This window comes from Ruegeria hyattellae (assembly GCF_041537925.1).
In the GTDB taxonomy this organism is placed as follows: domain Bacteria; phylum Pseudomonadota; class Alphaproteobacteria; order Rhodobacterales; family Rhodobacteraceae; genus Ruegeria_C.
In genome coordinates this window covers 159,323-185,458 of sequence record NZ_JBGOSH010000008.1, presented here as the reverse complement: position 1 = coordinate 185,458, position 26,136 = coordinate 159,323, and the positions used below count along the sequence as shown (strand labels likewise).

Annotated in this window: 25 protein-coding genes; 10 read left to right on the top strand and 15 right to left on the bottom strand. The window is 58.2% G+C overall.

Annotation, left to right across the window (positions count from 1 at the left end; all coding sequences use genetic code 11):
- Positions 1 to 7: 7 nt before the first annotated feature.
- Positions 8 to 868 (top strand): D-amino-acid transaminase, encoded by an 861-nt coding sequence (locus AB1E33_RS18865; RefSeq protein ID WP_372578872.1) that lies wholly within the window; start codon positions 8 to 10, stop codon positions 866 to 868.
- Positions 869 to 902: 34 nt separating this feature from the next.
- On the opposite strand, the gene AB1E33_RS18860 is transcribed toward AB1E33_RS18865, so the two are convergent.
- The 5 genes from AB1E33_RS18860 to AB1E33_RS18840 all read right to left on the bottom strand — a co-directional run bounded on the left by AB1E33_RS18860 (position 903) and on the right by AB1E33_RS18840 (position 5,348).
- Positions 903 to 2,786 carry an SLC13 family permease gene (locus AB1E33_RS18860; RefSeq protein WP_372578816.1) on the bottom strand — a complete coding sequence of 628 codons (1,884 nt, stop codon included), beginning with the start codon at positions 2,784 to 2,786 and terminating at the stop codon, positions 903 to 905.
- A 362-nt stretch (positions 2,787 to 3,148) separates the two neighbouring features.
- Positions 3,149 to 3,586 carry a DMT family transporter gene (locus AB1E33_RS18855; RefSeq protein WP_372578815.1) on the bottom strand — a complete coding sequence of 146 codons (438 nt, stop codon included), beginning with the start codon at positions 3,584 to 3,586 and terminating at the stop codon, positions 3,149 to 3,151.
- A 289-nt stretch (positions 3,587 to 3,875) separates the two neighbouring features.
- On the bottom strand, positions 3,876 to 4,190 hold the full coding sequence (locus AB1E33_RS18850; RefSeq protein ID WP_372578814.1) for a DUF1244 domain-containing protein: 315 nt from the start codon (positions 4,188 to 4,190) through the stop codon (positions 3,876 to 3,878).
- 93 nt (positions 4,191 to 4,283) lie between these two features.
- A complete protein-coding gene (locus AB1E33_RS18845; RefSeq protein WP_372578813.1) occupies positions 4,284 to 4,523 on the bottom strand; it encodes a DUF6868 family protein in 240 nt (79 codons plus the stop codon).
- Between the two features lie 87 nt (positions 4,524 to 4,610).
- Positions 4,611 to 5,348 (bottom strand): N-formylglutamate amidohydrolase, encoded by a 738-nt coding sequence (locus AB1E33_RS18840; protein ID WP_372578812.1) that lies wholly within the window; start codon positions 5,346 to 5,348, stop codon positions 4,611 to 4,613.
- A 116-nt stretch (positions 5,349 to 5,464) separates the two neighbouring features.
- On the opposite strand from AB1E33_RS18840, the gene pyk reads away from it, so the two are divergent.
- Positions 5,465 to 6,910: a pyruvate kinase gene (pyk, locus tag AB1E33_RS18835; RefSeq protein WP_372578811.1), complete on the top strand. Its 1,446-nt coding sequence runs from the start codon at positions 5,465 to 5,467 to the stop codon at positions 6,908 to 6,910.
- Positions 6,911 to 7,139: 229 nt separating this feature from the next.
- Here pyk and AB1E33_RS18830 read toward each other — a convergent pair whose 3' ends face one another.
- From AB1E33_RS18830 to AB1E33_RS18790, 9 genes are all read right to left on the bottom strand, one after another.
- Entirely contained in the window at positions 7,140 to 7,913 is a 774-nt protein-coding gene (locus AB1E33_RS18830) for an ABC transporter ATP-binding protein (protein ID WP_372578810.1), read from the bottom strand.
- A complete protein-coding gene (locus tag AB1E33_RS18825) occupies positions 7,910 to 8,971 on the bottom strand; it encodes a FecCD family ABC transporter permease (protein WP_372578809.1) in 1,062 nt (353 codons plus the stop codon). Before AB1E33_RS18825 ends, AB1E33_RS18830 begins: the two co-directional genes overlap by 4 nt.
- Positions 8,972 to 9,041: 70 nt before the next feature.
- Positions 9,042 to 10,187: an ABC transporter substrate-binding protein gene (locus AB1E33_RS18820; RefSeq protein ID WP_372578808.1), complete on the bottom strand. Its 1,146-nt coding sequence runs from the start codon at positions 10,185 to 10,187 to the stop codon at positions 9,042 to 9,044.
- Positions 10,188 to 10,587: 400 nt separating this feature from the next.
- Positions 10,588 to 11,778 carry an amidohydrolase family protein gene (locus AB1E33_RS18815; protein ID WP_372578807.1) on the bottom strand — a complete coding sequence of 397 codons (1,191 nt, stop codon included), beginning with the start codon at positions 11,776 to 11,778 and terminating at the stop codon, positions 10,588 to 10,590.
- 2 nt (positions 11,779 to 11,780) lie between these two features.
- Entirely contained in the window at positions 11,781 to 12,875 is a 1,095-nt protein-coding gene (locus AB1E33_RS18810; protein ID WP_372578806.1) for a ferredoxin--NADP reductase, read from the bottom strand.
- Positions 12,876 to 12,976: 101 nt separating this feature from the next.
- A complete protein-coding gene (locus AB1E33_RS18805; RefSeq protein WP_372578805.1) occupies positions 12,977 to 13,291 on the bottom strand; it encodes a zinc ribbon domain-containing protein in 315 nt (104 codons plus the stop codon).
- A gap of 62 nt (positions 13,292 to 13,353) precedes the next feature.
- Positions 13,354 to 15,219, bottom strand: coding sequence for an MtaA/CmuA family methyltransferase (locus tag AB1E33_RS18800; protein WP_372578804.1), 1,866 nt, complete (start codon positions 15,217 to 15,219; stop codon positions 13,354 to 13,356).
- Between the two features lie 23 nt (positions 15,220 to 15,242).
- Positions 15,243 to 16,439: a uroporphyrinogen decarboxylase family protein gene (locus AB1E33_RS18795; RefSeq protein WP_372578803.1), complete on the bottom strand. Its 1,197-nt coding sequence runs from the start codon at positions 16,437 to 16,439 to the stop codon at positions 15,243 to 15,245.
- A gap of 29 nt (positions 16,440 to 16,468) precedes the next feature.
- Complete coding sequence (locus tag AB1E33_RS18790) at positions 16,469 to 17,377, bottom strand: tetrahydromethanopterin S-methyltransferase subunit H family protein (protein ID WP_372578802.1); 909 nt, start codon at positions 17,375 to 17,377, stop codon at positions 16,469 to 16,471.
- Positions 17,378 to 17,626: 249 nt separating this feature from the next.
- Here AB1E33_RS18790 and AB1E33_RS18785 point away from each other — a divergent pair, with 249 nt between their 5' ends.
- On the top strand, positions 17,627 to 18,229 hold the full coding sequence (locus AB1E33_RS18785) for a TetR/AcrR family transcriptional regulator (RefSeq protein ID WP_372578801.1): 603 nt from the start codon (positions 17,627 to 17,629) through the stop codon (positions 18,227 to 18,229).
- 252 nt (positions 18,230 to 18,481) lie between these two features.
- Here AB1E33_RS18785 and AB1E33_RS18780 read toward each other — a convergent pair whose 3' ends face one another.
- On the bottom strand, positions 18,482 to 19,402 hold the full coding sequence (locus tag AB1E33_RS18780) for a manganese-dependent inorganic pyrophosphatase (RefSeq protein WP_372578800.1): 921 nt from the start codon (positions 19,400 to 19,402) through the stop codon (positions 18,482 to 18,484).
- Between the two features lie 116 nt (positions 19,403 to 19,518).
- On the opposite strand from AB1E33_RS18780, the gene AB1E33_RS18775 reads away from it, so the two are divergent.
- The 7 genes from AB1E33_RS18775 (at position 19,519) to AB1E33_RS18745 (ending at position 26,109) form a co-directional block, all read left to right on the top strand.
- The gene (locus AB1E33_RS18775; RefSeq protein WP_372578871.1) at positions 19,519 to 20,190 is read left to right on the top strand and encodes a DUF2161 domain-containing phosphodiesterase; all 672 of its coding nucleotides are present in this window, start codon (positions 19,519 to 19,521) and stop codon (positions 20,188 to 20,190) included.
- A gap of 151 nt (positions 20,191 to 20,341) precedes the next feature.
- On the top strand, positions 20,342 to 20,629 hold the full coding sequence (gene groES / locus AB1E33_RS18770; protein ID WP_372578799.1) for a co-chaperone GroES: 288 nt from the start codon (positions 20,342 to 20,344) through the stop codon (positions 20,627 to 20,629).
- Between the two features lie 63 nt (positions 20,630 to 20,692).
- Positions 20,693 to 22,336 carry a chaperonin GroEL gene (groL, locus tag AB1E33_RS18765; protein ID WP_372578798.1) on the top strand — a complete coding sequence of 548 codons (1,644 nt, stop codon included), beginning with the start codon at positions 20,693 to 20,695 and terminating at the stop codon, positions 22,334 to 22,336.
- Positions 22,337 to 22,489: 153 nt separating this feature from the next.
- Positions 22,490 to 22,903 (top strand): hypothetical protein, encoded by a 414-nt coding sequence (locus tag AB1E33_RS18760; protein ID WP_372578797.1) that lies wholly within the window; start codon positions 22,490 to 22,492, stop codon positions 22,901 to 22,903.
- Positions 22,904 to 22,906: 3 nt separating this feature from the next.
- Entirely contained in the window at positions 22,907 to 24,142 is a 1,236-nt protein-coding gene (locus AB1E33_RS18755) for an HlyD family secretion protein (protein WP_372578796.1), read from the top strand.
- A gap of 135 nt (positions 24,143 to 24,277) precedes the next feature.
- Complete coding sequence (locus AB1E33_RS18750) at positions 24,278 to 25,198, top strand: DMT family transporter (protein WP_372578795.1); 921 nt, start codon at positions 24,278 to 24,280, stop codon at positions 25,196 to 25,198.
- Positions 25,199 to 25,266: 68 nt separating this feature from the next.
- Positions 25,267 to 26,109: a DMT family transporter gene (locus AB1E33_RS18745; protein ID WP_372578794.1), complete on the top strand. Its 843-nt coding sequence runs from the start codon at positions 25,267 to 25,269 to the stop codon at positions 26,107 to 26,109.
- The last annotated feature ends 27 nt before the right edge of the window (positions 26,110 to 26,136 follow it).

Here is a 26,136-nt window from a genome sequence, read left to right as displayed (position 1 = left end):
GAGACAGATCATGCGCACAGTTTTTGTGAATGGCGAATACCTGCCCGAGGACGAGGCCAAGATCTCGATCTTCGACCGTGGCTTCCTGATGGCGGACGCGGTCTATGAGGTGACCAGCGTGCTCGACGGCAAGCTGATCGATTTCGACGGTCACGCGGTACGGCTGGAGCGCTCGTTGCGAGAACTGGACATGGCCGCGCCCTGCAGCAAGGACGAGTTGCTGGAAATCCACCGCAAGCTGGTCGAGGAGAACGGGATCGTCGAAGGTCTGGTCTATCTTCAGGTCACGCGCGGCTCGGATGGGGATCGCGATTTCGCCTTCCCGGACGCCGATACCAAGCCGGGCATCGTGCTGTTTACCCAGAACAAACCGAACCTCGCCGATAGCCCGGCCTCGAAAAAGGGTGCCAAGATCATCTCGATCGACGATATCCGCTGGGGCCGCCGCGACATCAAGACCGTGCAGCTGCTCTACCCGTCGATGGGCAAGATGATGGCCAAGAAGGCGGGGTGCGACGATGCCTGGATGGTCGAGGACGGCTATGTGACCGAGGGCACCTCGAACAACGCCTATTTCATCAAGAACGGCACCATCGTGACCCGCCCGCTAAGCACGGACATCCTGCACGGTATCACCCGCAAAGCGGTGTTGCGGCTGGCGGAAGAGGCGCAGATGCAGATCGAGGAACGGCTGTTCACCATCGACGAGGCGAAAGAGGCGGATGAGGCCTTTACCACCTCGGCCAGCGCTTTTGTGATGCCGGTGGTCGAGATTGACGGCGTGCAGTTGGGCGACGGCACGCCTGGCCCGATCGCCAAGCGCCTGCGCGAGATCTATCTGGACGAAAGCCGCAAGACAGCGATCTAGAGCAATCAGCGGGCGGGCCAGCGCGGCCCGCCGCTCAGAATATCAGGTTCAGCATCAGCAGCGACACGATCCAGAACAGCACGGTCATGATGCCGCCGCTCTTGACGAAATCCATCACCTTGTAGCCCGCGGGCCCCATGATCAGCGCATTGACCTGATGGGTGGGGATGATGAACGAGTTCGAGGTCGAGATCGCCACCGTCAGGGCAAACACCGCCGGGTTCGCCCCCGCCGCCACGGCGATGGACACGGCCAGCGGCACCAGCAGCACCGTCGCCCCGACATTCGACATGACCAGCGAAAACACCGTTGCCAGCAATGCCACACCGGCCTGTAGCGCCCAGATCGGCCAGCCGTCCAGGACCAGCAGGATCTGTTGCGCGATCCATGCGGCGGTGCCGGTGTTCTGCACTGCATGGCCCAGCGGGATCAGGCTGGCCAGCAGGAACACCGTGTTCCAGCCCACCGCGCGATAGGCCTCGTCGATGCTCAGTACCCGGCTCAGCATCATGCCCACCGCGCCCACCAGCAAACAGAGCGACAGGCGCACATCGGTGAACAGGATCAGCGACAGCGAGATCGCGAAGAAGAACAGCGCCCAGCCTACTTTGTGCGGGCGCAGCTCGTCCTGCGGGAAATCGGCGGTCACCACCACGAAATCAGGATCGCGCTTGAGCCGCATCAGGTTGTCCCAGCGGGTATGGCCGACCAGCATGTCTCCGGCCTGAAAGGGCACCAGTCCGATTTGCGTCGGGACATGGTCTTCGGTCTTGACGTGGCTCAACGTGTCTTCACCACGATGGATCGCCAGCAGGCTCAGCCCATAGGTCTTGCGCAGCAAGAGATCGCGGGGGCTTTTGCCGATCAGCTTGGAATCGGGTGGGATGACCAGTTCGGCAACACCTGCATTGGTCGAAGCAAACTCCTCGGAAAAGATGTCCAGCTCGGGACGCACGGTCAGACCAAAACGCTTGGCAAAGCGCCGGACATCGCCGCCCTGGCCGATCACGGCCAGCCGGCAGGGTGCGGCGATCTCGGCGGTGAGGATCTGCACCATCGAAGATTTGCCGCGGTAGAACGTCGAGATGATATATATGCTGTTCTCATTGTTGATATCGGCCAGAATCTGGCCGACCAGCGGGCTGTCCTCGGGTACCTCGACCTCGAACACGCTGGCATCCAGCCCATAGACCCGCTGCAGGTATTCCGATGTACCCTGGGCCGAGGCCACGTCGCTGTCCTCGGCCCCGCCGGGCAGGACCCAGCGGCCCAGCAGCAGAAAATAGAGAATGCCGGTCAGGATCAGCACCGCCCCGATCGGGGTGACCGAGAATAGACCAAAGGGCTGCATCTTCTGATCTTCGGGCAGGCCGGCATTGGCGCTCTGGATCAGGTCGTTCAGCAGGATCAGCGGCGAGGACCCCACCATCGTCATGGTCCCGCCCAGAATGGCGCAGAACCCCATCGGCATCAGCAAACGGCTGAGCGGGATGCCCGAGCGGACCGAGATCCGGCTGACCACCGGCAGGAACAGCGCTGCCGCCCCCACATTCTGCAGAAAGCTGGAAATGAAGCCGACAGTGCCGGATACGATGGGCAGGATGCGTGCCTCGGTCGTGCCGCCCAGTTTCAGGATCTTGGCGGCCACCTTGTTCATGATCCCGGTCCGGTCCAACCCGGCGCCCACGATCATGACTGCGATGATCGAGATCACCGCATTGGAGGCAAAGCCATCGAACAGGTGGGCCGGGTCGGCCAGATTGTCGAGCTCCGGCAGGTAGCTGAAGATGCCCAGCAGCACCAGCACGAGGATGGCGGCAAGGTCGATGCGGATGATTTCCGACACGAATAGAAAGACCGTGAATGCGAGCATCGCCGCAACGACGCCCATCTCAAATGTGAATGCAAGTGGTTCCAAATCTTTACTCTCCGCGGCGCGTGGGATGGTTTGTGCGAGGGGCGCGGACAGGTTAAACCGCGCGGCGCTACGTCATCGGAGGCGGTGGCTACGGTCGCCGGCGTCGGACCGGGTGCGGCCGTGCGGTCTTGTATTCTGCGCGTCTGGCATTGCTGTCCCCTGGACTTTCCATTTGTGCACAAAACCCGGCAGTTGGAAAGAAAAAGACCCGCCTGAACAGAATCGGCGGCGGGTTGTGACTGGACACATGGCTAGAAATCGTGGCGGAAGCTACGATCCGTACCCAAAGGAGCCGTGTGCGAGAAGCATCGTGGATGTCTGCTTCTAGCCCAAAGCAACGTGTGAAAATTCAGCCGGTATCTTCAGCGAAGCATCAAATATGCTCCAGCGAGAAGTAGAGCTGTGGCAAGAATCCGGCGTAAGTCAACACTCCTAGCCGAAACTTCGAAAAGGCCAAAATGGTCTATAACCATCCCTGCCATAAGTTGCCCAACTACGATGAGAGTTATTGCGGAGGTAGCGCCCAATTTCGGTATGGTTTGACTTAACGACAAGTATAGTACCAGTCCGAAGACGCCGCTCCCGAGCATATACCAAGGTAAGCTGCGCCAATCGCTGATATTTTCGCCACCACGGATGATCAACAGCGCAAGAGACGCTGCCGCTCCACTTAGATGAACAATCAAGCTTCCCGCCGCACCGCCAATGCGATTCCCCATTGATCCAGCTATTGGCGCTTGCGCCCCAACTGCGATGCCGCCGGCGAGGCCAATTCCCACAACTAATAGAGTTTCCAGCATAGTGCGTCCCTCGCGACGAGCATTGAGTTACCGAATTGCTTTTCAATCCAATGTGGTAGGGCTATCGACACGACCGGCGGCCAAGTCCGCGCAGCGCTTTCTGGCCTCAAAAGTTTGCACGGCAATTTCACGATTGAAGCGAAACAAACGGCGCAAGCAATGTGGCACTAAGGATCGCTCAGATAAGGCGCCTGGAACTTGGACTCCGGCTAATCACCGGGCTGAGAGTTTCCTGCGTCAAATTCTCTGATACGCCACACGGATCAGGTGGTCGGGTCCGGGTAAGGCTCTATTCCTTGTCCAGCACGTTTTCCTTGAATGCGGTTTCGAAGGCGGCATGCTGCTGCGGGCTGGCCTCGTTCTGATAGGTGGATTTCCATTCGTCCATGGTCATGCCGTAGAAAATCTCGCGCGCCTCGGTCTTGTCCATCTCGATGCCTTTTTCATTCGCCGCTTCCTGATACCAGCGGCTCAGGCAGTTTCGGCAGAATCCGGCGAGGTTCATCATGTCGATGTTCTGGACGTCGGTGCGGTCTTGCATCAGGTGCTGCTGCAGTCGGCGAAAGGCGGCGGCCTGAAGCTCGATTTCGGTTTGAGGGTCCATTGTCCGGCTCCGTGGATATGAGGTGGGCTGGCGTGGAGTAACACCACAAGTCGCGGCAAAAGACAAACCTCTGACGATGCGTGTGGCGCGCCGTCAGGCCAGTTTCAGGGCAAGCCAAGGCATCAGGCAGAAGATCAGTGTCAGGATCTTGTAGTTCGCCAGATATCTGAAATAGACCATGCGCATCTCAGCGGGCTGCATATCGAACATGCGGCCGTGAATGCCGGCGATCCAGTCCTTCAGTGACACGATCATGACGGTGCTGAAGATCAGCACGGCGAAATTGAGGATTGTCATCCATCCGAAAACCGCAGTCAGGGTGTCCTGTGTCATAGGCGCCTCCATTGCCTTCAAGATGGGGATGCAGCGGTGGCCGCACAAGAAATCGCGCGGGTGGCTTCGCGCGCTGCGGACATTATGTCACAGGCTGCTTGCCGCCAATGCGTCCTGTAGGATCGTCGCCAACCGTTCGGCCCATTCCCGTTGCCCCGTATGATCGGCGATCAGGTCGTTGCGCAACTCGATCAGGGCATTGGGGCGATGGTGCGCGGTGCAGTGTTGATCGATGGAGTCCCCGGGCAGGACGCCAGTATAGGGTTCGTTCACGCCGATACAGAGATCGGGTTCCGCCTTTAGCCGGTCGACCAGGGGGCGCGAGAACCGTTCGTCCGGGGTATGCAGAACGCCCACATGCCAGGGCCGTGGCGCGCGTCCGCGCAGCTGCCGGGTGAACGAATGCATGGCGATCACCACCATATGCGGCAGCGCCGCCAGTTTCTCGTAGGCTGTGTGATAGGGCCGGTAACACAGGTTCAGCCGCCGCTCGCGTTCCTCTGCACCGGCGTGGCGGTTGGCGGAGATGACCGACCCGTCATAGAGCTTCATCAACAGCGTGGGGTCGTCTTCGCCCCGGTTGGGGTCGATGGCCAGGCGCGAGAAATTGGCCGCGATCACCGGTGCGTTCAACAGCTCTCCCAGGTGTTTGGACACCTCGTATGCGCCGACATCATAGGCGATGTGGCGTTCCATATCCTCGCGCGGCAGACCCAGATCGCCAGCATTGATCGCGGGAGGCACCAGATTGGTGGCGTGATCGCAGGTGATCAGCCAGCGCCCGGGGCGATCCTCGCCATGAATGAAAAAGGGAGAATATGTCATCAGCCTGTCATCTTGTTTGGCGCACCTCTAGGACAGTTGCCTGTAAAAGGGAATTGGGTCATAAGCGGCGCAAGTGATGTTTGCGGTAACATCCGGCATGGCAGGAGGGCAAAGCAGTGCGACGTCTGAGAAATGTGAAAATCGTGGCGACGCTGGGACCGGCGTCAGATACCTATGAGACAATCCGTGCTCTGCACGAGGCGGGCGCGGATGTGTTTCGGCTGAACATGAGCCATGGCAGCCATGATGAGATTCGCGAGAAACACAGCATCATACGAAAGATCGAACAGGATCTGGACAGCCCGATCGCCATTCTGGCCGATCTGCAGGGGCCGAAGCTGCGCGTCGGTGTCTTTGCCAACGAGGCCGAGGAACTGGTCGAAGGCGCGGCATTCCGACTTGATCTGGATGAAACGCCGGGGGATGCCGCCCGGGTCTGTTTGCCGCATCCCGAGATCTTTCAGGCGCTGGAATCCGGTTCGCGGCTTTTGGTCAACGACGGCAAGATCCGCCTGATCGTGCAGGAATGCGGCCCTGATTTCGCCAACACAACCGTCGAGACGGGCGGTACCATTTCCAACCGTAAGGGTGTGAACGTTCCGGATGTGGTGCTGCCGCTGGCGGCGCTGTCGGAGAAGGACCGCAAGGACCTTGAGTTCGTCTGCGAACTGGGTGTGGACTGGCTGGCGCTCAGCTTCGTGCAGCGAGCCCGCGACGTGTTCGAGGCGCGCGCGCTGGCCGATGGCCGGGCCGCGATCCTCAGCAAGATCGAGAAACCGGCCGCCATCGAAGAATTTGACGACATTCTGGATGCCTCGGACGGGATCATGGTGGCGCGGGGCGATCTGGGGGTGGAACTGCCAGTCTCGGCGGTGCCGCCGATCCAGAAGCGGCTAGTGCGAAAATGCCGGGCCGCTGCCAAGCCGGTGATTGTGGCGACCCAGATGCTGGAAAGCATGATCGAAAGCCCTATGCCGACCCGGGCAGAAGTTTCTGACGTGGCCACCGCGATCTACGAGGGCACCGACGCCATAATGCTGAGCGCCGAATCCGCCGCCGGGTCCTATCCGGTAGAATCTGTCAGCACCATGAACAAGGTGGCCATCGAGGTCGAGGCCGACCCGACCTATACGCTGATCATCGCGGCATCCCGGTCGGCCGCTGGGACCACCGTTGCCGACGGCATCGTCGCTGCCGCCCGCGAGATCGCCGAAAAGACCGAGATCAAGGCGATCTGCTGCTTTACCCAAAGCGGCACCACCGGCTTGCTGACCGCCCGCGAGAGGCCCGGCATCCCGATCATCGCGATGACATCGGTGCTGGGCACCGCCCGGCGGCTTTGCCTGTCCTGGGGGTGCAACTGCGTCATCACGCCCGAATTGGAACGGTTCAAGGGCGCCGTCGTCGCTGCCGCCCGCGCCGCCCGCTCGGGCGGGTTCGCCACCGAAACCGACCAGATCGTGGTCACTGCGGGTGTACCCTTCAACGTGCCCGGCACCACCAACATCCTACGCATTGCCCCCTGCGACGAGCGGTTGATCTACAATATGGATCCGGGTTGAGGCGGGTCACTCAGGCGTCAAAATAGTGGGTCTAAGCCAGTACGCAACAGCGTGCTGGACTTAACCCGGCGGCGTCCTCGCGGCATGAGTCAAAGGTCTGTTTCGCGGGACAAAGTGAGCTTTCGCTGCAGGAGTGCCAATGTCTGCTTGAAGTATGCCGACAACCGCTGGCGTACGCAGCCTCATACGCTGTGGAATGAAATGAAGTCTGCACCATCAATGGGCCCGCTTAAGCCGACAGTCTGGCGTCAACGTAAAGCGCACCGCGCTTCGTTTGTTCCAGATCAGTTTCGACGCGATAGGTTTTACCGATTTCAGGAAGCGCGAGAAGATGTTCCGGCGGACCATCCGCAAGGATGAAACCTTCGCACAGCAGCACCATGCGGTCACAGAATTTTGCCGCAAGGTTCAGGTCATGCAGAGCCGCCATAACCACAGGTTTCTTGAGGTCCATTTCGTTCCGAATTGAGGTCAGGATTGACAGCTGGTGGTGTAGGTCCAACGCACTCGTTGGTTCATCCAACAAAATGACCTCTGGCGCGCGGACGATGGTTTGTGCGACAGCCACCATCTGGGCCTGCCCGCCACTAAGACCAGCAATCCCGCGATTTGCTAAATGCGATAGGCCGAGCGCGCGCAACGTGTCTGATACACGGTCAAGATTGTCAGACTCGACCCGCCATCCCGTGGTTTGTTTAAGCGCCAGAAGCACGCTCTCAAAAACACTAAGCAGGGCATTGCACCCAAATGCCTGTGGCATATAGGCGACCCGGCGCGCTCGATCTTTGCGCCGCAAATGCGTCACGTCATCATCCCCAATTGAAATACTCCCAGCGATTGGCGTCACCAAGCCCGCCAAGGTTTTAAACAACGTGGATTTCCCTGAGGCGTTGGGTCCTATCAACCCAACGAATGCACCACCTTCGATATTAGGAACCGAAACATCGTGAAGCACTTCGGTATTTCCGTATCCAGCCCTGAGGTTCGCAATACTAAGGGTCATGACAGTTTCTCCCGCCGCGTACTAAGAATGATAGAGATGAACACCGGAACACCGATCAACGAGGTGATGATACCAATCGGGTAGATTATGCCCGGTGTGATCGTTTTCGATATCAAGGATGTCAGAGACAAAACCAATGCCCCGACGAGGGCTGAAAGTGGTATAAAGTACCGCTGATCTTCGCCCACCAGCAACCGTGCGATATGCGGCCCCACGAGGCCGACGAAACCAACCGTGCCGACAAACGAAACGGCGGTCGCGGCCAATAGGGAAATACAGACCAGCATCTCGACCCGTAACCGCGATACGTCGACGCCCATGCTTTCGGCGGTTGCTTCGCCCATGCGTAGGGCCGTCATTGGCCACGTTCGCAAAAGACTGAATGGAATGGCAACGGCCAGAAGCAGTCCGCCTAACGAGATTTTCTCCCAGCTTGCACGGCTCAGCGATCCCATCATCCAGAATACGATCCGGGCGATTTGATCCTCCGAGGCCATGTATTGCATCAACGCCAATAGCGCAGAGAAGGTGAAGAATATCGCGATCCCGAACAAGATCATCGTCTCTGACCCAACACCCTTTAAGCGGGTGGCAAGCAAGATAAAGCCGCAGGTCAAAAGCGCGAAGACGAAGGCATTCACCGTAACCAGAAGGGGCCCCACGGCAGGAATGACGCTGACGCCCAGTACGATTGCCAATGAGGCGCCAAAGCTCGCTGCTGCCGACACACCAAGCGTGAAGGGTTCCGCCAATGGATTGTTCAAAATCGTCTGCATTTGCGCGCCAGCGACAGCCAATAGCGCCCCGACCAACGCAGCCGTGATGGCGACCGGCAGCCGGTAGTCCCAGACAATAACCTTTAGTCGGACGCCATGCGACAATGGGTCAGTCAAAACATCGAATACTGTCGACAGGCTGTATTTTCCGGGCCCCGTGGCCACGTCTAGGAAAAAGCTGAGGGCCAACAGCCCTGTAACCAGTGCGATCATGCTGTAGCGGCGCGAGACTTGCGCAGCATAGGCCCGCCGCATTTCAGCAGCGTTTACATTTATTGTCACGAAAGTGCCCTCCAAAGGCGATCGCGGCCCAACATTCAGCGGGGCCGCAGTGTCATAGCTGAGGGTTGCTTTATTCGAGGCTTCCCCAAAAAACGCCCGAATAGTCAATCGGCAGGAACCGATCGTGAAGCTCTTTCATTGTGGCTTCTGGGCTGACATCTTCAAACAGCTCCGGATGCAACCATTTCGCAAAGGCCTGCATCGCAACGAAGTGGTAAGGGCTGTTGTAGAATTGGTGATAGACTGAATGGAAACGGCCATTCTTGACCGCCGACAGCTCGGGCCAGCCTTCACGTGAGGCAAGTGCGCCCAAACGTTCCTGCACCATGGCTCTATCGGCTTCATATCCGAATAGGACTGCTGTGGTTGCCGGATTGGCTTCGGCCCAGTTTGCACCTGTGCCAATAATCACGTCTGGATCATCTGCAAAGATGGCTTCTAGGCTGACGGATGCGGAGAACCCCGGTGTCTTCGATGATCCCCAATTGCGACCACCAGACAGGTCGACCAACCGGCCCAAATTGGCTGCTCCAAAAGTATTACAGCATTTGGCTGGGTTGTAACCCGCTGCGCGCTCAATGAAGACAACGGGTCGGTCCTCGTCAGGAATTCCCTGCACACGCGAATAAATCAACTTCATCTGCTCTTGGTAATAATCACCAAAGGCATCGGCGTCGTCGCGTTTGTCAAAGATACGCCCCAAAAGTTGGAGGCTGGGAACAGTATTTTGTGTCGGGTCCTGACGGAAATCAACAAAGATGGTCGCGATCCCAGCTTCGTCCAATTTCTCGATGATCCCACTTTCTTGGGCTTTCAGAAGATTTCCAAGGTTCATCAGAACCAGTTCGGTCCCCAGAGAGATGACACCTTCGAGGTTCCATTCGTCGGTATACGGGCTGCCAAAACTGGGCAGATCAGCAATTTCAGGGAAGGCTTCAAGGTACTTACGATGCGCATCTGGATCGTATTTCACCATATCGTCCTTCCACCCAACGATACGTTGGAATGGGTTTTTCTGGTCGAGCAACGCGATCGAATAGATCATGCGGCCCTCACCAATCACAACCTTGGAGGGGTTCTTTTCAACGTCGACAACGCGGCCAGCGATGTCAGTTACGGTAATTGTCTCTGCGGTTGCGATCGTGGCGGACGCAAAAGTAAGCGTCATAGCTGCGGCAGCGGAGCAAAGACCCCGCGTCAGTGATCTGACATTCATGGGTCTCTCCTTAAATTGATGTCATGGCGATGCCATGCCCGAGCCGGGCATGATATATCTGAGTAATATTGTCAACTAATCCAGTGTGGGAACTTGGGCAATTTGAACTTACCGCAATTGGATGAGTGCTTCGAAAAGGCACCTTGTTGCGGACCGTATTGAGTTTTGGTCATTTGGTTAGGTGGGCATTCGTACGTTTCACAGCATCCGTCAAAGTGGGCTCTCAGTCCGATCTCGCCGCTCGTAGCGCGAATGTCGGTTGCTGAGATGTGAACGACGGCAGACCGAACGGGACGGCGGAAATTCAAGGGTTTGATCGTCTTTACTGACAGCTGATTCGATGTCACCCAATCCCAGGGGCTTGCCGCAGGAGCATTGCGCGGCTCAGAGCCCTTTTGTCTCACCGCCAGCTGTATTGCATCAGGTTTCCGGAGCACATGGTCGCTACGCATTTGGAATTTTCGTTCTTGAATAGGATATCCAGCGAAGCGGCCGAAAAAAACGCCAGATCGGCTGGCCGACCAGCGGCGATGACACCTGCTTCGTTTTCAACACCAAGAGCGTGGGCCGCATTGATTGTTGCAGCTGCGATGGTTTCAGCAGCAGACAGTCCGAGTTTCCGAAACCCGGAACTCAGTGCCTGAAGCATGCTTTCCTGACTGCCGCCGGCGGAGGTATCTGGCGCTATGGCGATGCGACCGTTGGCGTTCCGTATCTTCGACACATCCGGGAGTGACTGGTCGCCGTCAGTATCCAATGCACCGGGGATAATGACAGCCACCGTCCCGGCGTTTGACAGGTTTTCAAGATCAAGGCTGTCAGATTTGTTCAGATAAAGTGCGCAGCGCGCATAAAACGATACCGGCAATGTTGCACCGGCGCTGTCTTCGAACCGGTCACAGGCGACGCGTGTCGGCGTTTTTTTCCTGTAGTAGAGTTCGAGGATAGTGGAACACATATCAAGATCCATCGCACCCTCGTCATCGCAAAAAACCTCGATCGCATCCGTATTGCCATTTTCGTAGGTCGCCGGGACTATTACCTTCTCAAGGTGTTCCAGGAATTCATCCGGGTCCCCTTCGCCCTGAAACACATGGCCAAGGGCCAATGTAATGCGCGTACGGATCCTGGCTGTCCTTGCAAAGTCTGCAAGCAATTGAACAAACCGCAGCTCTGTCTGAGCGTCGCCGCCATATCCTGATTTCAATTCAGAGCATGTCACACCCGAACGCAACAATCCGTCAATACGGTCTTCCAGAAGGGTCACTAGCGTCACATCATCTGCATTGCGCGTCGAGCTTGCGACGGCTCGTACAAGTTGCCGGTATGTGTCCCCGGTCAGGGTTGTACTCTGAGGCACATCGCCTGCCCAAAGACACGGATTGTGACAATCCACAAACCCGGGAAGGCAAAGCGCGCCGCCCATGTCTATGGCTCCGAATCGATCGCCCTCATAGTCAGCGGCGGCTTCGGCATAAGTGATGATACCTTCTTCCACGACAATCAACGCGTCGTCATGGAGTGTCGTGTCTGGTATGTCGCCGGCCATAGTGACCAGCTTCAGGTTCTCCAATATGGTTCGCTTAGCCATGATCATATCTCGTCGAAATCAATGCGAATGGACTTGGTCTTGGGACGTGACAGGCACGCCAGTGTCAGCCCTTCGTCGAGATCGTCCTGCCGAAGCGTCTGCAGGACACCGGGTCTGACGTCGATTTTACCCTCCGTGAGCTTTGAGATGCAGGATGCGCATGTGCCTTCCTGACACGAGAACGGGACATCTGCCTCGACCCGTAGCAATGCCGAGAGAACGTCTTCTCCATCCTGCCAGTCGGCTTCGTATTCCTCGCCGCCCACCACGGCGACGATCTTGTCGGTTTGCCCTGCCTCTCCGATATAGTCCGATCCATTGACTTCGAGACCCGGTTCATTCCCATCGTCCTCCAGGCTCATATCGAAGCTTTCCCGATGGATTGAGGTGAGTGGTATGCCGACATTTTGCAATGCGCTTTCAGCAGCATCCATGAAGCCTTCTGGACCACACATATAGAATATCATCGGCAAATCACCGGACCGGTCATTCCATTCCGGAAAATGGCGCGTGATGTATTCACGATCAATTCGGCCTCTTTGACCCGACCATTCGCCATTGGCCCGGCTCATGACACGCGCGACGACGCACCGACCCTCAAAATTCCTTTCTATCTCTTCGACCTCATCGGCGAGGATCATGCGCTCTGGCGTCCGGTTGCCATATATGAGCGTGACTTTGTGGGTCGCGTCATTCTCAAGCAGCCAGCGCCCGATCGAAAGAATGGGCGCGATTCCGGAGCCAGCCGCCAACAGAACAACATGCGTCGGATCATCCAGATTCTTGAAGAAACGACCGCGCGGGATACCAACCTCTACCAGATCACCTTCCGTCGCTTCGTCGACAAGCCAGGGCGATACGATACCTCCGTCGATTTTCTTGACCGTGATGCGTATCCGCTCATGCGTCCCGGGCGTAGAGGACAATGAATACTGTCGGGCGACGTCTTCACCGTCGCTATCAGTTTCGAGGGTAAGAAATTGGCCGGGACGGTAGCCAAATGCCGCTCTTAGGTCTGGTGGCACGTCAAAATAGAGACTTGCAGCATCCTCTGCCTCCATACGTTTTTCGACGATCCTCAATGGATAGGTAGCCATGCGCGCTCCTTTCTGAGCGATATGCCTTGGCGGGCCGACAACGCCTCCTGATGTCGTAACTTTGAGTGGCCGGCAGAGACCTTTCGGCATCACCGCGGAAGCTATATTTCATCTGCGAAGCCGTGCGCCGCTCGAATTTCCTGTTTGAAAGGGTTCGACTTCGACAGCTTAACGCTGCAGCGGCAGGCATGGTTGTGCCCGCATGGCTTCGTGAAATATGCGTGCTCTTCCTGCTTCTTTTCGGCTTTCTTCGCGCGAATGGCCGGGCCAATGATATTCACAGACATCACCCGAGCCCGAACCATGTCGCCGCCACACGCCAGGCACATCAGTTCAAGTGCATCGGCTTGTTCGAGGCTGGCCAACATTTCTCTCGTTGCGCCACAATCATCGCAACAGAAGGAATAAACTGGCATACCCATTTCCAATCTTTTGGAAGGCACCCCCACGAAATGGGGCGCCTGTTTGAGGTGCAGGATTAGGCAGCGGCCTGCTTTTCGACCCGTTCCTTGACAAGCTCGACTGCGGCATTTGCATCGAGCCCGTATTCCAGACCCATCTCTCTGGCGAGGCCGACATTGGCCGCCGCGCCGCCGAACATTAGGAGGTATTTGTCGCCCAGGCCCTTCTCTTCGAGAAGTTGCTTCGTTTTCTCGGCGTAAACGGTCGACGAATTGGTCATGACCGACATCCCGATTGCAACAGCATCATTCTCTTCTGCTGTCTTGATGAACTGCTCCGGCTTGACGTTCTTGCCAAGGTCAATGACGTTAAATCCGTTTGCCTTGAGCATCAGACAAACAAGATTCTTGCCAATGTCCTGCGTGTTGCCGCGCACAAGGCCCACAACCACGGTGCCGGTGGGTCCTCCGTCTCCGCCCGACGCCTCGAGAAGCGGCGTCAGAACCGGCATGGCTTTGTCCATTGTCTTCGCAGCCTTGAGCATGTCAGTGACGAAACGTTCGTTGCGCTCGTACATGTCGCCGACGATCTTCATACCCAGAGACAACCCATCGAAGACGATATCCTGAGCGGACATGCCGACTTCGAGGCCCTTGGTGGTCCATTCGATCGCCTTGTCGCCATCATATTCCATGATGGCCTCGACAAGCTTTTGGTTGATCCTGTCTTCTTCAGTTTCAGCATGTTCTGCCGACCCGCTCTCGACCATGCTCTCCATAGCCAGGACGTTCGCGTCAGATTGTGCCGATGATCCGCGTTTGCCGACGTGATTTGGATGCCCGGCAAGAAAGACATTTGACAGATCGCCAAGGGCGGCCACATCCATTGGGTATTTGATTTCAGCACATTGCTGGATCAGCGCGTGCATGTTTTCGTCAGGAATGTTCCAGTCGATGTCACAACCGGGCATGCAGATGAAGCCGCCGTTGTAACCCACTTCGGCGGCCAGCTTTTTAACCTCGTTTCTGACATCTTCCGTCGACCCGTGCATGAGCGTCGAATAAGGCGAAAGCGTCCCCATCAGGGAAATCTGCCCGCCGATGGCCTGCTTTGCCTTGTCCATGCCGGGGTACATGTCCCCGTTGAAATTCACGCAGCCGTTTTGAGAGATGTCGCGCCAGATTGGTTGCGTGAACGTGCATGTATGCGTGAACGCCGCCCCCTTGAGCTCTTCGTTGATGTATTTGAAGAGGCGTTTCTGGTAGGGAAGACCATGCTTGCGATAGACTTCCGGCGGAAGAATGTCCGACGAGTTAAATGGGTCGAGAATGTTGCACGCGTCGAGTCCGGCCTCGAACATCAACCGGCAGACATTCTTGACGATGTCCAACGCAAGTTCGGTCACCTCATGCGCATAATCGGGATCTTCGCTCAAACAGGTCAGGAATTCCGACGAACCCGTCATCAGCTGCGCGGTGGTAATCGGTCCGCCAACCGGCGTCGGTATCGCGTGGGTCTCTTTGTACCCCAATTCGATGAAGGTCCTGATCTCTTTCTGGATTTCCAGCACCCGGTTTGACGGCTTGAAACCTTCGCGCTCATACTTCTCCTTGAAGCGATAGAAGGCCTCTTTTGTCGGCGTGGGATGGGTAACCAGCGACGGCTGCGCATAGGGCAAATAGTCGAGTTCACAGCCCTCTACGCATTCAACTGGCGTAAAGAGGTCGGTCCCGGCGATAATTGCATCCCCGCCAAACTTTTTTTCCGCCTTTGCTTTGGCATGCGCGGACGCAACTCCATCACGCAGGGCCTCCTCTACCGTGAGACCGCCCTCACGTATGCCGCGCGTCATCAGAAGGGGAACCACCGGCACCTGGTCCGGCTGCTCGCTCATTAGGCATGCCGCAAAAAACCTCTCGCGCCCTGTCATCTGCTTGCTCATGTTGTTCCTCCCATTCATGGGTGTCAGTTTAGAATTGCTCTTGATGACGGCGACGAGGCCGCGTGAAATTCGGGTTCTTTGCCCGGCGGTATGCCTCTGAATTCGATGCCAGCTCCGGAGATTGTCGGAATATCCAGATCGCGCGCCGCTCTTGCGGCTCGTTCGATTGTTGATTTTATGGGACCGAATTCGCGGATTTGCTTCAAGTCGTCGCTGCTGAAGGCGCGCATGAACGCCACACCGCGCATCGTGTCCGCAGCTTCATCGGCAGCAGCAACATTGTCAGTCGGGCCACCGATACTCGGCATTGAAAGCGCTATGTCGACGGTCAGTAACGCAAGCGACGCTTTGTTGTTCGACATCACGGCGCGACCGATCGCAGCCGCATTGACCGGCGCGTGCAAAATCACTCTGCTTGAGAGTTTTTTGCGAACATCGCCCAGAACTACATTCTTCGCATAGAAGTCGAGATTCAGAATATCCACGCCAAGTTCCGCGATGTCGCCGATGATGGACGAAATCGCGCCACAGGAATGAAAACAGATCAGGGCGTTTGTCTTCTTTCTGATCCGTGCAAACAGGGTTTGCAGTCTGGGAAAGAGGAAGGTTCTGAAATCCAGATCGGACAAATACATGCCAGATTCAAACCCCAGATCATCTCCGTACACGATTATGCCGGGGTCATCCGGGAGAGCTGTAATCGCAGTAAGGTAAGCTTCAGATATCACCTCCAAGGCCCAATCCAGCAACGCATTGGCGGTCCGGTAGTTGTCCGTGATATCCACCATGAACTGCCAGCCATTGCGAAGCATGAAACAGGTATCCAACAATCCGTAGCAGGGCGGGTCGAGGATTGTGACCGTCGCGGATGTCGGATCCGGATACTGAATCTGAGTTGGCAGAACCGGTCGAGGATGGCGATTCAATGCCTTCCATTCGGCATGCTCCAACGGGTGCTCGTATGGGGCGAAGTTCTCATCTGTTTCCATCCAGCGTACACCATAGGCGTCCTGAAATTCCTTGTCCCGCTCGACAGTGCGTGGCCAAACAAAGCCCACACGTTGCATGTCGGACCCCGCAGATGCCGCATCTTTCGCCGAAATCGGGAGGGTTTCAAATATCGGATGCCCGATGATGGATGCGTTATGCGCTGGCAAAGCCGCTCGGCGAAATGCCGTAAGCGAGGTAGTCCCGATGTCGATCGCGACACGCTCCTGCATGATCCGGGCGAGATGATGTGCAGTTTTGCTCATTGGGTCTGCGCCAACTTGAACATTTTCAGCAGCGCGTGGCCTTCGGGAAGTCTTGCTTTGTCAAGTTCCTGAGCGGCGAACCCCAAAAAAACCTCCGTTGATCCCAAAGCGTGGGCCATGGCCCTGCCTTTTTCGATTATCCCGAAGTGAAGGAAATCTCCGCCAGCCATGCGGCAGCAGACCATAGCAGCCGCCAAGGACAGATTCACATTTTCGGGACCCAAAGAGGAAAGACCCGTCCACTGAGGAAAGCAATTCGAAAAGGCGCATCCGGCCGGATATCCAAACTCTCTCCGGACGGCCTGTATCCCTCGCATCGCGATGCCGACCGATGGCGCGTCCATGACCCCAAGGTCCACGATCGGCGTGTCACACCCGATCTCCCGCAAGATGGGATGAAAGAAGTTCCGGATAATTTCGACTGATCCTTCGGGGTTCGGCTCGCCAACATCATTGGCCAGAATCATGATACCCCCCGGCTTGTGCCGCCCGAGGGCCTCAACCTCTTCGTCTTCGGTATCTTCATTGAGTGACGCAAAAATGGATCGATCCAGGATGCCCTTGCTGTTTGCAAACTCCAGCCCGGCAATGCGCACTTCGGCTTCTGTTGCGTTGAGCAACAGCGGCAAATCGGTTCTGTCTGCTGTGAAGTCGATGAACTTGCAGAAAGCATCAGGATCGGACCCGATCACATCGAAGGCCATTTGAATTCCGTAGCGCCGAGATAAACCGTTTACGCGCTCAATCAGGCCAGCAGCCTTGTCCGCATTGAAAGTTCCCTCAAACGCGTTTTCGACGATCGAGTGATTGTCGTAAAAAATACTCCCAACGGCCAACCCAGTGTGAGACCCGAGCGCACCGCCGACAATGCACTTGCCAATCTGCACAGGTTTTACGTCAACCACGCGCACTTTCCTCCCTGATCTTTTTGGTCAGCTGGAAGTCCGCCAACCCCAGTTAAGCACAACATAATAGACTAACCTGTCTGTATTTTTATTCAAAGAAAATTTTACCGTTAATAAACAATGTAATACAATAAAAAACTAAAAAACAAACGCAGACATATCGGTCCGCAATGCGTGGTTTCAGATGGCAACCATCCCTTGAGTTCAGCGTCCGGCCTCCTTACATTGCGCAGGAATTAGGAGGTTTCGATGCTCACTGCAGCAGATGCCAAAAGCGCAAAGGTGCGCGACCGGATCCTGCACACGGCCTATCGCCTGTTTTCGAGCCGTGGCATCAGCCAGGTGGGGATTGACACCATTCTGGCTGAATCCGGCGCGGCGAAAGCCAGTTTGTATAAGCACTTTAAGTCCAAAGAGGACCTCGTACTCGCGTTTTTGGAGATGCGCGAGGACCTGTGGACACGGGGTTGGCTGGAAGCGGGTGTCCGGGCCGCCTCCGATAACCCAGAAGACCGCCTATTGGCGGTTTTTGATGTGTTCGATGCTTGGTTCCGGCGTCGCGACTATGAAGGTTGTGCTTTCGTCAACGTATTACTCGAAAGCGAAGTGAATTCGCCGGTCCACCGCGCTGCAGCGAGACATCTGGCAACAATTCGTCATTTTTTGAGCGGGCTTGCTCAAGACGCCGGGCTGGAGAGGCCAGAGGAATTGGCCGAAGTCTGGCACTTTTTGATGAAAGGTGCGATTGTATCGGCTTTCGAGGGCGAACGAATGTCGGCCACACCAGCCCGGGATGCAGGCAAACTACTGCTCGCAAGCTGGCCAAAAAAGGAGCTGACCTCGCAGACCTAGAAGCTGACATGGAGCAGATGCGCCAAATTCAGCCCTTGCCCGGCACCCGGTTGTTGCTCGTCTAGATTTTTCTGCGTCATGTAAGAACGGCTGCTGTTTCCGCCGTGAGGCGGCATGAAACTTTGCGCCGGTGCAGCCAAAAATCGTGCTGCGCGCATGCGCAGCGAAGAAACTGTTGGTCTCCTATGGGCAGTGCCCACATAACAAAGGCACGCCTGGACTGGCATGCCTTTGTTTTCATAACCGGGTCGATCAGACCTTCAGGTTTGGAATGATCTGCTTTTTGCGGCTCATCACGCCGGGCAGGACCACAGTGTCGCCCGCAGGGGCGGCGTCGAAGGATTTTTCGGCCACGGTTTTCACCAGATCGTTGGGCACCAGCAGGGTGGCTTGCTCGTTCAGGATGTCCACCACAAAGAGCAGAACCTGATCGACGCCGTCCTCGGTGGCAACGGTGCTCATGCTATCCATCAGCGAGGCCTTGCGGTCCAGCACCACGCCCGGGGCGGTGGTTTCCAGAACGGACACCCTAAACTTGGTGCCGTCAATCGCGTATTCCTTGCTGTCCATGCGCAGCAGTTCGGCGTCCGAGAAGCTTGAGACGTCCGATTTAGCCGCGAACATCTCGGCGGCATAGGCGGAAATATCCAGACCCAGCTCCGCGGCCAGCGACTCGGCCACGGCACGGTCATGATCGGTTGTGGTGGGCGAGCGGAATTCCAATGTGTCGCTGAGGATGCAGGTCAGGGCTGCGCCCTTGACCGCCTCGGGCATCTTGGCGGCATCTGCGCCGATCAGGTCCATCATAATGGTCGCGGTGCAGGCCAGCGGGCGCACGGTGATGTCAATGGGGCCTTTGGTTTCCAGCCCGCCAACCAGCTTGTGGTGGTCGATGATGGCGCGGATATCGGCGCTGTTGATGCTGTCGGGCAGTTCGGCGGGGTTGTTAGTGTCGACGATGACGACGGCTGCGTCCTCGGCCACGTCGGCGATGATCTCGGGCTTGTCCAATCCCCAGCGCTCCAGCATGAAGGCGGCCTCGGTGTTGGGCTCGCCCAGCAGCACCGGCTTGGCGGTCTCGCCCTTGATCTCGTTCAGGTACCAGGCCCAGAGAATGGGAGAGCCGGTGGAATCGGTATCGGGGGATTTATGTCCGAAAACTTGGGTGGTCATGTCACTGTCCTATCGTCGCGAATTTGCGCGCCTTATAGGGGTGGTGGGACGCCTTGTCACCCGGGCTGTTGGCGGCAAATGGACGCCGGGCCGCCAGTGACATAGAACTGGGGATCATGGAGCGCGAGCAGGATCTTTATGCGCCGGTCAAGGCGCTGCTGGAACGTCAGGGATATGTCGTCAAGGGTGAGGTTGGCGCGGCCGATGTAGTGGCCCGGCGCGGCGATGAGCCGCCGGTGATCGTAGAACTGAAGCTGCGGTTTTCGCTAACGCTCTATCATCAGGCCATCGCGCGTTTCCGGCTGACTGATCAGGTTTATATCGCAGTTCCCAAACCCACAGGCCGCAGCCAGCGGCGGGTATTGCGGGACAATACAGCCATGTGCCGCAGGCTCAGTCTGGGCCTCATCACGGTGCGCGGCGATGGGCGGGCCGAGGTGCAGTGCGATCCGGGGCCTTACGCGCCCCGCAAATCCCGCAAGCACACCGAACGTCTGCTGCGCGAGTTCGACCGGCTGCAGGGTGACCCGAATGCCGGCGGGGCCACGCGGCACGGGATCGTCACGGCCTATCGGCAGGACGCGCTGCGCTGCGCGGCCTATCTGGCCGAGCATGGCGTGACCAAGGGTGCTTTGGTGGCAAAGGCCACCGGTGTTACGCAGGCAACGCGGCTGATGCGGGACAATCACTATGGTTGGTTCGAGCGGGCGAGTGCTGGGTTTTACGTGCTAACCGAGGCCGGTGCGGAGGGGCTGCGGCACTGGGCCTATAGCTGGGATCACGAGTGAACGGAATTTTTCTGATCTGGGCGTTGACTTGGCCCGGCGATGTGCCTAGCTATGCGCCGTTAGCACTCGACCACGTTGAGTGATAACGGCTCTCCGCGGGAGGCGTGAGGGCGATAAAGGAAACGTACTTTGAGCCCAAGGAGCTGCAAAGATGGCATTGAAACCGCTTCATGACCGTGTGCTGGTTCGTCGCGTTGAGAGCGAAGAAAAAACCGCAGGCGGCCTGATCATTCCCGACAGCGCAAAAGAAAAGCCCAGCGAAGGCGAAGTCGTCGCAACCGGCGAAGGCGCGCGCAAGGACAGCGGCGAGCTGATCGCGATGTCGGTCAAAGAAGGCGATCGCATCCTGTTCGGCAAATGGTCCGGCACCGAGGTAAACCTCGATGGCGAAGAGCTGCTGATGATGAAGGAAAGCGACATCATGGGGGTCATGGCGTAAGCCATTCGGCTTACCCGATCTCATCTCGCTTAACGCTTACAAGAATTCTCAAGGAGAAAGAACATGGCTGCAAAAGACGTCAAGTTCGATACAGACGCCCGCAATCGCATGCTGAATGGCGTCAATATCCTGGCCGACGCTGTCAAGGTGACCCTCGGCCCCAAAGGCCGCAACGTGGTACTGGACAAATCCTTTGGCGCACCGCGCATCACCAAAGACGGTGTGACGGTTGCCAAGGAAATCGAGCTGGAAAACAAGTTCGAGAACATGGGCGCGCAAATGGTCAAGGAAGTTGCTTCCCGGACCAATGACGAAGCCGGTGACGGCACCACCACTGCCACCGTTCTGGCGCAGGCCATCGTGAAGGAAGGTCTCAAGCAGGTTGCTGCTGGTCTGAACCCAATGGACCTCAAACGCGGAATCGACCTGGCAACTGCCAAGGTTGTCGAAGGCATCAAGGCCGCGTCGCGCGAAGTGAAAGACTCGGCCGAAGTTGCTCAGGTTGGCACCATCTCGTCCAACGGCGAAACACAGATCGGCCAGCAGATCGCGGATGCGATGCAGAAGGTTGGCAACGAAGGTGTCATAACCGTCGAAGAAAACAAAGGCCTGGAAACCCAGACCGATGTTGTCGAAGGCATGCAGTTCGATCGCGGCTATCTGTCGCCTTACTTCGTGACCAATGCCGACAAGATGATCGCAGATCTCGAAGACTGCATGATCCTGCTGCACGAAAAGAAACTCAGCTCGCTGCAGCCGATGGTTCCGCTGCTGGAATCGGTGATCCAGTCTCAGAAGCCGCTGCTGATCATTGCCGAGGATGTCGAAGGCGAAGCACTGGCGACCCTCGTGGTCAACAAACTGCGCGGCGGTCTGAAGATCGCTGCCGTCAAGGCACCGGGCTTCGGCGATCGCCGCAAGGCCATGCTGCAGGACATCGCAATCCTGACCGGTGGTCAGGTCATCAGCGAAGATCTGGGCATGAAGCTGGAAAGCGTCACCATGGACATGCTGGGGTCGGCCAAGAAAGTGGCGATCACCAAGGATGAGACCACCGTGGTTGATGGTTCGGGCGAGAAGGCAGAGATCGAAGCGCGCGTCGCTCAGATTCGCACTCAGATCGAAGAAACCACAAGCGACTACGACCGCGAAAAGCTGCAGGAACGCGTTGCCAAGCTGGCAGGCGGTGTTGCCGTGATCCGTGTCGGCGGCATGACCGAAGTGGAAGTGAAAGAGCGCAAGGACCGTGTCGACGATGCTCTGAACGCGACCCGTGCTGCTGTGCAGGAAGGTGTTGTCGTCGGTGGTGGTGTTGCACTGGTTCAATCCGGCAAGGCACTGGCCACCCTGAAAGGCGCAAACGCCGATCAGGACGCGGGCATCACCATCGTGCGCAAGGCCATCGAAGCGCCGCTGCGTCAGATCGCTGAAAACGCGGGCGTCGACGGTGCCGTTGTTGCTGGCAAAGTGCGTGAGTCCGATGACGCCGCCTTTGGCTTTAACGCGCAGACCGAAGAATATGGTGACATGTTCGCGTTCGGTGTGATCGACCCGGCCAAGGTTGTCCGGACCGCTCTCGAAGACGCGGCCTCGGTTGCCGGCCTGCTGGTCACCACCGAAGCGATGGTTGCAGACCTGCCGCAGAAAGACGCGCCTGCTGCAGGCGGCGGCATGCCCGACATGGGCGGCATGGGCGGCATGATGTAAGCCACCCAGGCCATCTGGTCAGAGATTGGGGCTGCCTTTGGGCGGCCCCTTTTTTTGTTCCGCGCCCAAGCATTTGGACTGCGCGCGCCAAGCCAGCTTGTTTCAGCGGGTTTTTGGTTTATTCATTGGGCGCATAGATTTTCGGAGATTCATGTGGCGACCCCTGAGATACACCCGTTGGCAGCCGAACATATCCCATCTTACGTGGTTGCAGCGGATGGCAGCGATTTTCTCTTCAATTTCATGCTTGTCTTCACGGTTAGTGTGATCCTGCTGATCGGCGTGGCCTATTTCACCCTGCATTCGGTGCCCGAGAAAATGGCCCATGAATCCAATCACCCGCAGTTTCAGCTTGTGGGGATACTGGCGCTGCTGGCGCTTTTTACCCATAACGGGATCTTCTGGATCGCGGCGATCCTGGTTGCGGGGTTTCAGATCCCCGACCTTGCCGCGCCGCTACGCTCGATCGCAGATGCGATCCGCTCTCTGGCCCCGGCGCGACAGGTGAGCGCCCCGCCCGTGCCAGAGCCGGCGCACGACTCCGAAGCTCTGGTTGAGGAGCGCTGATCCATGCTGGAAACGATGATGTGCGCCCTGATCACGGTGCTGCCCGACTACCTGTTCCGCCGCTATATGCAGGGCAAGCGGATCGGCCACGAGATCACCCTCTTTACCATGTGGTACGAGTTGCGCTGGGGCCTGACAGCCTGCGCGATCCTTGCCCTGACCGTCATCACCACCCTGTTCTACTTCCACCCCGCCAGTTCCAGCGTGGCCTCGTATTTCCGTACCGTGACAATTCTGCCCCAGCTGGGCGGGCGCGTCTCCGAGGTATTCGTGCGTAATAACGAGCTTGTGAGCGCCGGGCAGCCGATCTTCCGGCTTGAGGATTTCACCCAGCAGGCGCAGGTACAGGCCGCCAACGCCAAGATCGCCGAGGTTCAGGCCTCGCTGAAGGTCTCCGAAACCGATCTGGCCGAAGCCGATGCGGGCATCGCGGGTGCGCGCGCCTCGCTTGCGCAGGCGGTCGAGGACCTTGAGCGCAACGAGACCCTGCGTGATGAAGGCTCCAGCGCGGTCCGGCTGGCCGAGGTCGAACGGCTGGAAAACCTAGTTGCAGAACGCGAGGCACAAGTGGTTGCGGCGCAGGCGCAGAAAGCCGCGGTCGAACAGCAGATCCAGGAACTGATCCCGGCACAGATGGCCAGCGCGATCGCGCAGCTTGACGCCGCTCATACCGAACTTGAAAAGACACTCATCCTGGCCGGCGTTACCGGCAGGGTCGAACAGTTCGGCCTACAGGTTGGCGATTATGTCAGTCCGCTGCTGCGCCCCGCCGGAATTCTGGTCCCCTCACATTCCGGTCGAGACCGGTTCGAGGCGGGGTTCAACCAGATGGCGGCGCAGGTCATCAAGCCCGGCATGATCGGCGAGATCGGTTGCATGACGCGCCCCTTCAAGGTCATTCCGGTCGTGGTGGTCAGCGTGCAGGATGTCATCCCTTCGGGTCAGATCCGCCCCAGCGACGAGATTCGCGACCTGCAATACAACACGGTTCCGGGAACGCTCACGGTCTATCTGGAACCGCTTTATGAGGGCGTGGCCGATCGCATTCCGCCGGGCAGTACCTGTCTGGCCAATGTCTATACCGACAATCACCACAAGCTTGAGGACGAGAACCTGGGCTTCTGGAACAAGGCGTTCCTGCATGTGGTGGATACGATCGGGGTGGTCCATGCAGCGGGGTTGCGGCTCAGGCTGATCCTGATGCCCGTCAATACGCTGGTCCTGACCGGCGGACATTGAGCCTCGGCCCTTCGGCTTCCGGTTTGTCGGATTGGTCCGCGCTCTCATGGGTGTCGGGCACAATGCGCAGGAAACGGGTCGTTTGCCGCGCACTCGCATGTCATCGCTGGGCTTCGCGAAACAAGGGGTCAGGTGATGGGATCAGACGTCAAACAAATGGACGGGCAAGACTGGGGCCTGCTGGTGTTTCTGTCGGTCCTGTGGGGCGCGACCTTTTTCTGGGCCGGGGTTGCGGTGCAAGAGCTGCCGCCGTTAACCGTGGTGCTGATCCGGGTGGGCGGTGCCGCGATGGTCCTACTGCCACTCCTGTTCTGGGCCGGGCATCGCCTGCCGCACGGCATCGCGGGCTGGGTGCCGTTTCTGGGCATGGGCCTGTTCAACAACGTGCTGCCATTCGGGTTCATCTTTGCGGGACAGACGCAGATCGGTGTTGGCCTGTCGGCGATCATCAATTCGATGACGCCGCTTTTTACCGTGCTGGTGATGGCCGGTTTCAAAGAAGAGCGGCTGACCCGGTTCCGCCTGATCGGCGTGCTGCTGGGCGTGGTCGGGGTAGTGGTTCTGAACGGCGGCGGCACGGCACTTCAGGGTGGGCAGCTTCTTGGTGTCGCGCTGTGTATGGCAGGCGCGTCGAGCTACGGCTTTGCCGCGCTCTGGGCGCGTCGAAAACTGGTGGGCGTGCCGCCGCTGAAATCCGCCACCTGCCAGTTGATCTGCTCGACCGCGATCCTGTTGCCCGTGGTGGCAGTGATCGACCGACCGTGGCTTCTGGTGGTGCCTTCTGACGGGGTTCTCTGGGCCTTGGTGGCGCTGGCTGTGCTGGGCACGGCATTGGCCTATCTTGTGTTCTTTCGCATCCTCACGCGGGCCGGGCCAAGCAACGTGATGCTGGTCACGCTGTTGATCCCGGTAACCGCTATCCTGCTGGGCTGGGCGATACTGGACGAGGCGGTGAGTGCGCGCGATCTGCTCGGGGCTGGCGTTATCGGCTTTGGCTTGCTGTTCATCGATGGGCGCATCCCGGCCCGGATGCGCCGAGCAGTGACCGTGCCGTGATCGGGGCGGGTCTGGTGCAAACGCGGAATTGAGTGTTCAAGGCGCGGTGCGCAGGATAAGGGCAGGTCATGCGCCTGGTTCTTCTCATCTCCCTCACCATGGTGGCCTTTGCCGCCAATTCGATCCTGAATCGGCTGGCGGTGGGCAGCGGCGCGGCTGATCCCGGTGCCTTCGCTGTGGTTCGTGTGCTGGCCGGAGCTCTTGTCTTGTGCCTGCTAGTGTGGGCGCGCGGCAGCAGGGTGCCGCTGACCGTACCGGGCCGTGCGGTGGGCGCGTTGTCGCTAGCGGTCTATATGGTCGGGTTCTCGATGGCCTATTTGACGCTGGATGCGGGGCTGGGAGCGCTGATCCTGTTCGGCGTGGTGCAGATCGCGATGTTTTCCTTTGGCGCCTTGCGCGGCACGCGACCGTCACCGTCGCAAATAATGGGTGCTGTGATTGCCTTTGCCGGGCTGGCCTATGTGCTCTGGCCGTCTGGTGGTGCCCACGTGGATGCGGGCGGCGCGGCGCTGATGGCCTTGGCAGGGCTCGGTTGGGCGGCCTATACCCTTGCGGGTCGGTCCGCGCCCGATGCGCTGGCAGCGACGGCGGGCAATTTCGTGGTTGCCCTGCCGCTGACCGCAGCGGCGATCTGGGTGGTCGGCCCGGCGCTGCATATGACGCTTGTCGGGCTATCGCTGGCCTGCCTTTCGGGCGCGGTGACCTCGGGGCTAGGATATGCTCTCTGGTACCGGTTGGTGCCGCAACTCAGCCCGGCTGTGGCGGCAACGGTGCAGTTGAGCGTGCCGGTGATCGCGCTGGTGGCAGGCGTGCTGCTGCTGGGCGAGGCGGGCAGCCTTTCGCTCGTGCTGGGCACGATGTTGGTGCTGGGTGGCATTGCCCTTGCGGTATTGCCCGGTGCGCGGCGCTGAGGGTTTATCCCGGTGCGAAATGGCGCT

Excerpts from the sequence above, each read along its gene's own strand:
- AB1E33_RS18810 (WP_372578806.1), bottom strand. The coding sequence starts at position 12,875 with ATGGCTACCTATCCATTGAGGATCGTCGAAAAACGTATGGAGGCAGAG.
- AB1E33_RS18755 (WP_372578796.1), top strand. The coding sequence starts at position 22,907 with ATGCTGGAAACGATGATGTGCGCCCTGATCACGGTGCTGCCCGACTAC.
- AB1E33_RS18840 (WP_372578812.1), bottom strand. The coding sequence starts at position 5,348 with ATGACATATTCTCCCTTTTTCATTCATGGCGAGGATCGCCCCGGGCGC.
- AB1E33_RS18745 (WP_372578794.1), top strand. The coding sequence starts at position 25,267 with ATGCGCCTGGTTCTTCTCATCTCCCTCACCATGGTGGCCTTTGCCGCC.
- AB1E33_RS18850 (WP_372578814.1), bottom strand. The coding sequence starts at position 4,190 with ATGGACCCTCAAACCGAAATCGAGCTTCAGGCCGCCGCCTTTCGCCGA.
- AB1E33_RS18805 (WP_372578805.1), bottom strand. The coding sequence starts at position 13,291 with ATGCCAGTTTATTCCTTCTGTTGCGATGATTGTGGCGCAACGAGAGAA.
- AB1E33_RS18855 (WP_372578815.1), bottom strand. The coding sequence starts at position 3,586 with ATGCTGGAAACTCTATTAGTTGTGGGAATTGGCCTCGCCGGCGGCATC.
- AB1E33_RS18800 (WP_372578804.1), bottom strand. The coding sequence starts at position 15,219 with ATGAGCAAGCAGATGACAGGGCGCGAGAGGTTTTTTGCGGCATGCCTA.
- AB1E33_RS18780 (WP_372578800.1), bottom strand. The coding sequence starts at position 19,402 with ATGACCACCCAAGTTTTCGGACATAAATCCCCCGATACCGATTCCACC.
- AB1E33_RS18750 (WP_372578795.1), top strand. The coding sequence starts at position 24,278 with ATGGGATCAGACGTCAAACAAATGGACGGGCAAGACTGGGGCCTGCTG.
- AB1E33_RS18845 (WP_372578813.1), bottom strand. The coding sequence starts at position 4,523 with ATGACACAGGACACCCTGACTGCGGTTTTCGGATGGATGACAATCCTC.
- AB1E33_RS18785 (WP_372578801.1), top strand. The coding sequence starts at position 17,627 with ATGCTCACTGCAGCAGATGCCAAAAGCGCAAAGGTGCGCGACCGGATC.
- groL (WP_372578798.1), top strand. The coding sequence starts at position 20,693 with ATGGCTGCAAAAGACGTCAAGTTCGATACAGACGCCCGCAATCGCATG.
- AB1E33_RS18815 (WP_372578807.1), bottom strand. The coding sequence starts at position 11,778 with ATGGCTAAGCGAACCATATTGGAGAACCTGAAGCTGGTCACTATGGCC.
- AB1E33_RS18820 (WP_372578808.1), bottom strand. The coding sequence starts at position 10,187 with ATGAATGTCAGATCACTGACGCGGGGTCTTTGCTCCGCTGCCGCAGCT.
- AB1E33_RS18775 (WP_372578871.1), top strand. The coding sequence starts at position 19,519 with ATGGAGCGCGAGCAGGATCTTTATGCGCCGGTCAAGGCGCTGCTGGAA.
- AB1E33_RS18830 (WP_372578810.1), bottom strand. The coding sequence starts at position 7,913 with ATGACCCTTAGTATTGCGAACCTCAGGGCTGGATACGGAAATACCGAA.
- AB1E33_RS18795 (WP_372578803.1), bottom strand. The coding sequence starts at position 16,439 with ATGCAGGAGCGTGTCGCGATCGACATCGGGACTACCTCGCTTACGGCA.
- groES (WP_372578799.1), top strand. The coding sequence starts at position 20,342 with ATGGCATTGAAACCGCTTCATGACCGTGTGCTGGTTCGTCGCGTTGAG.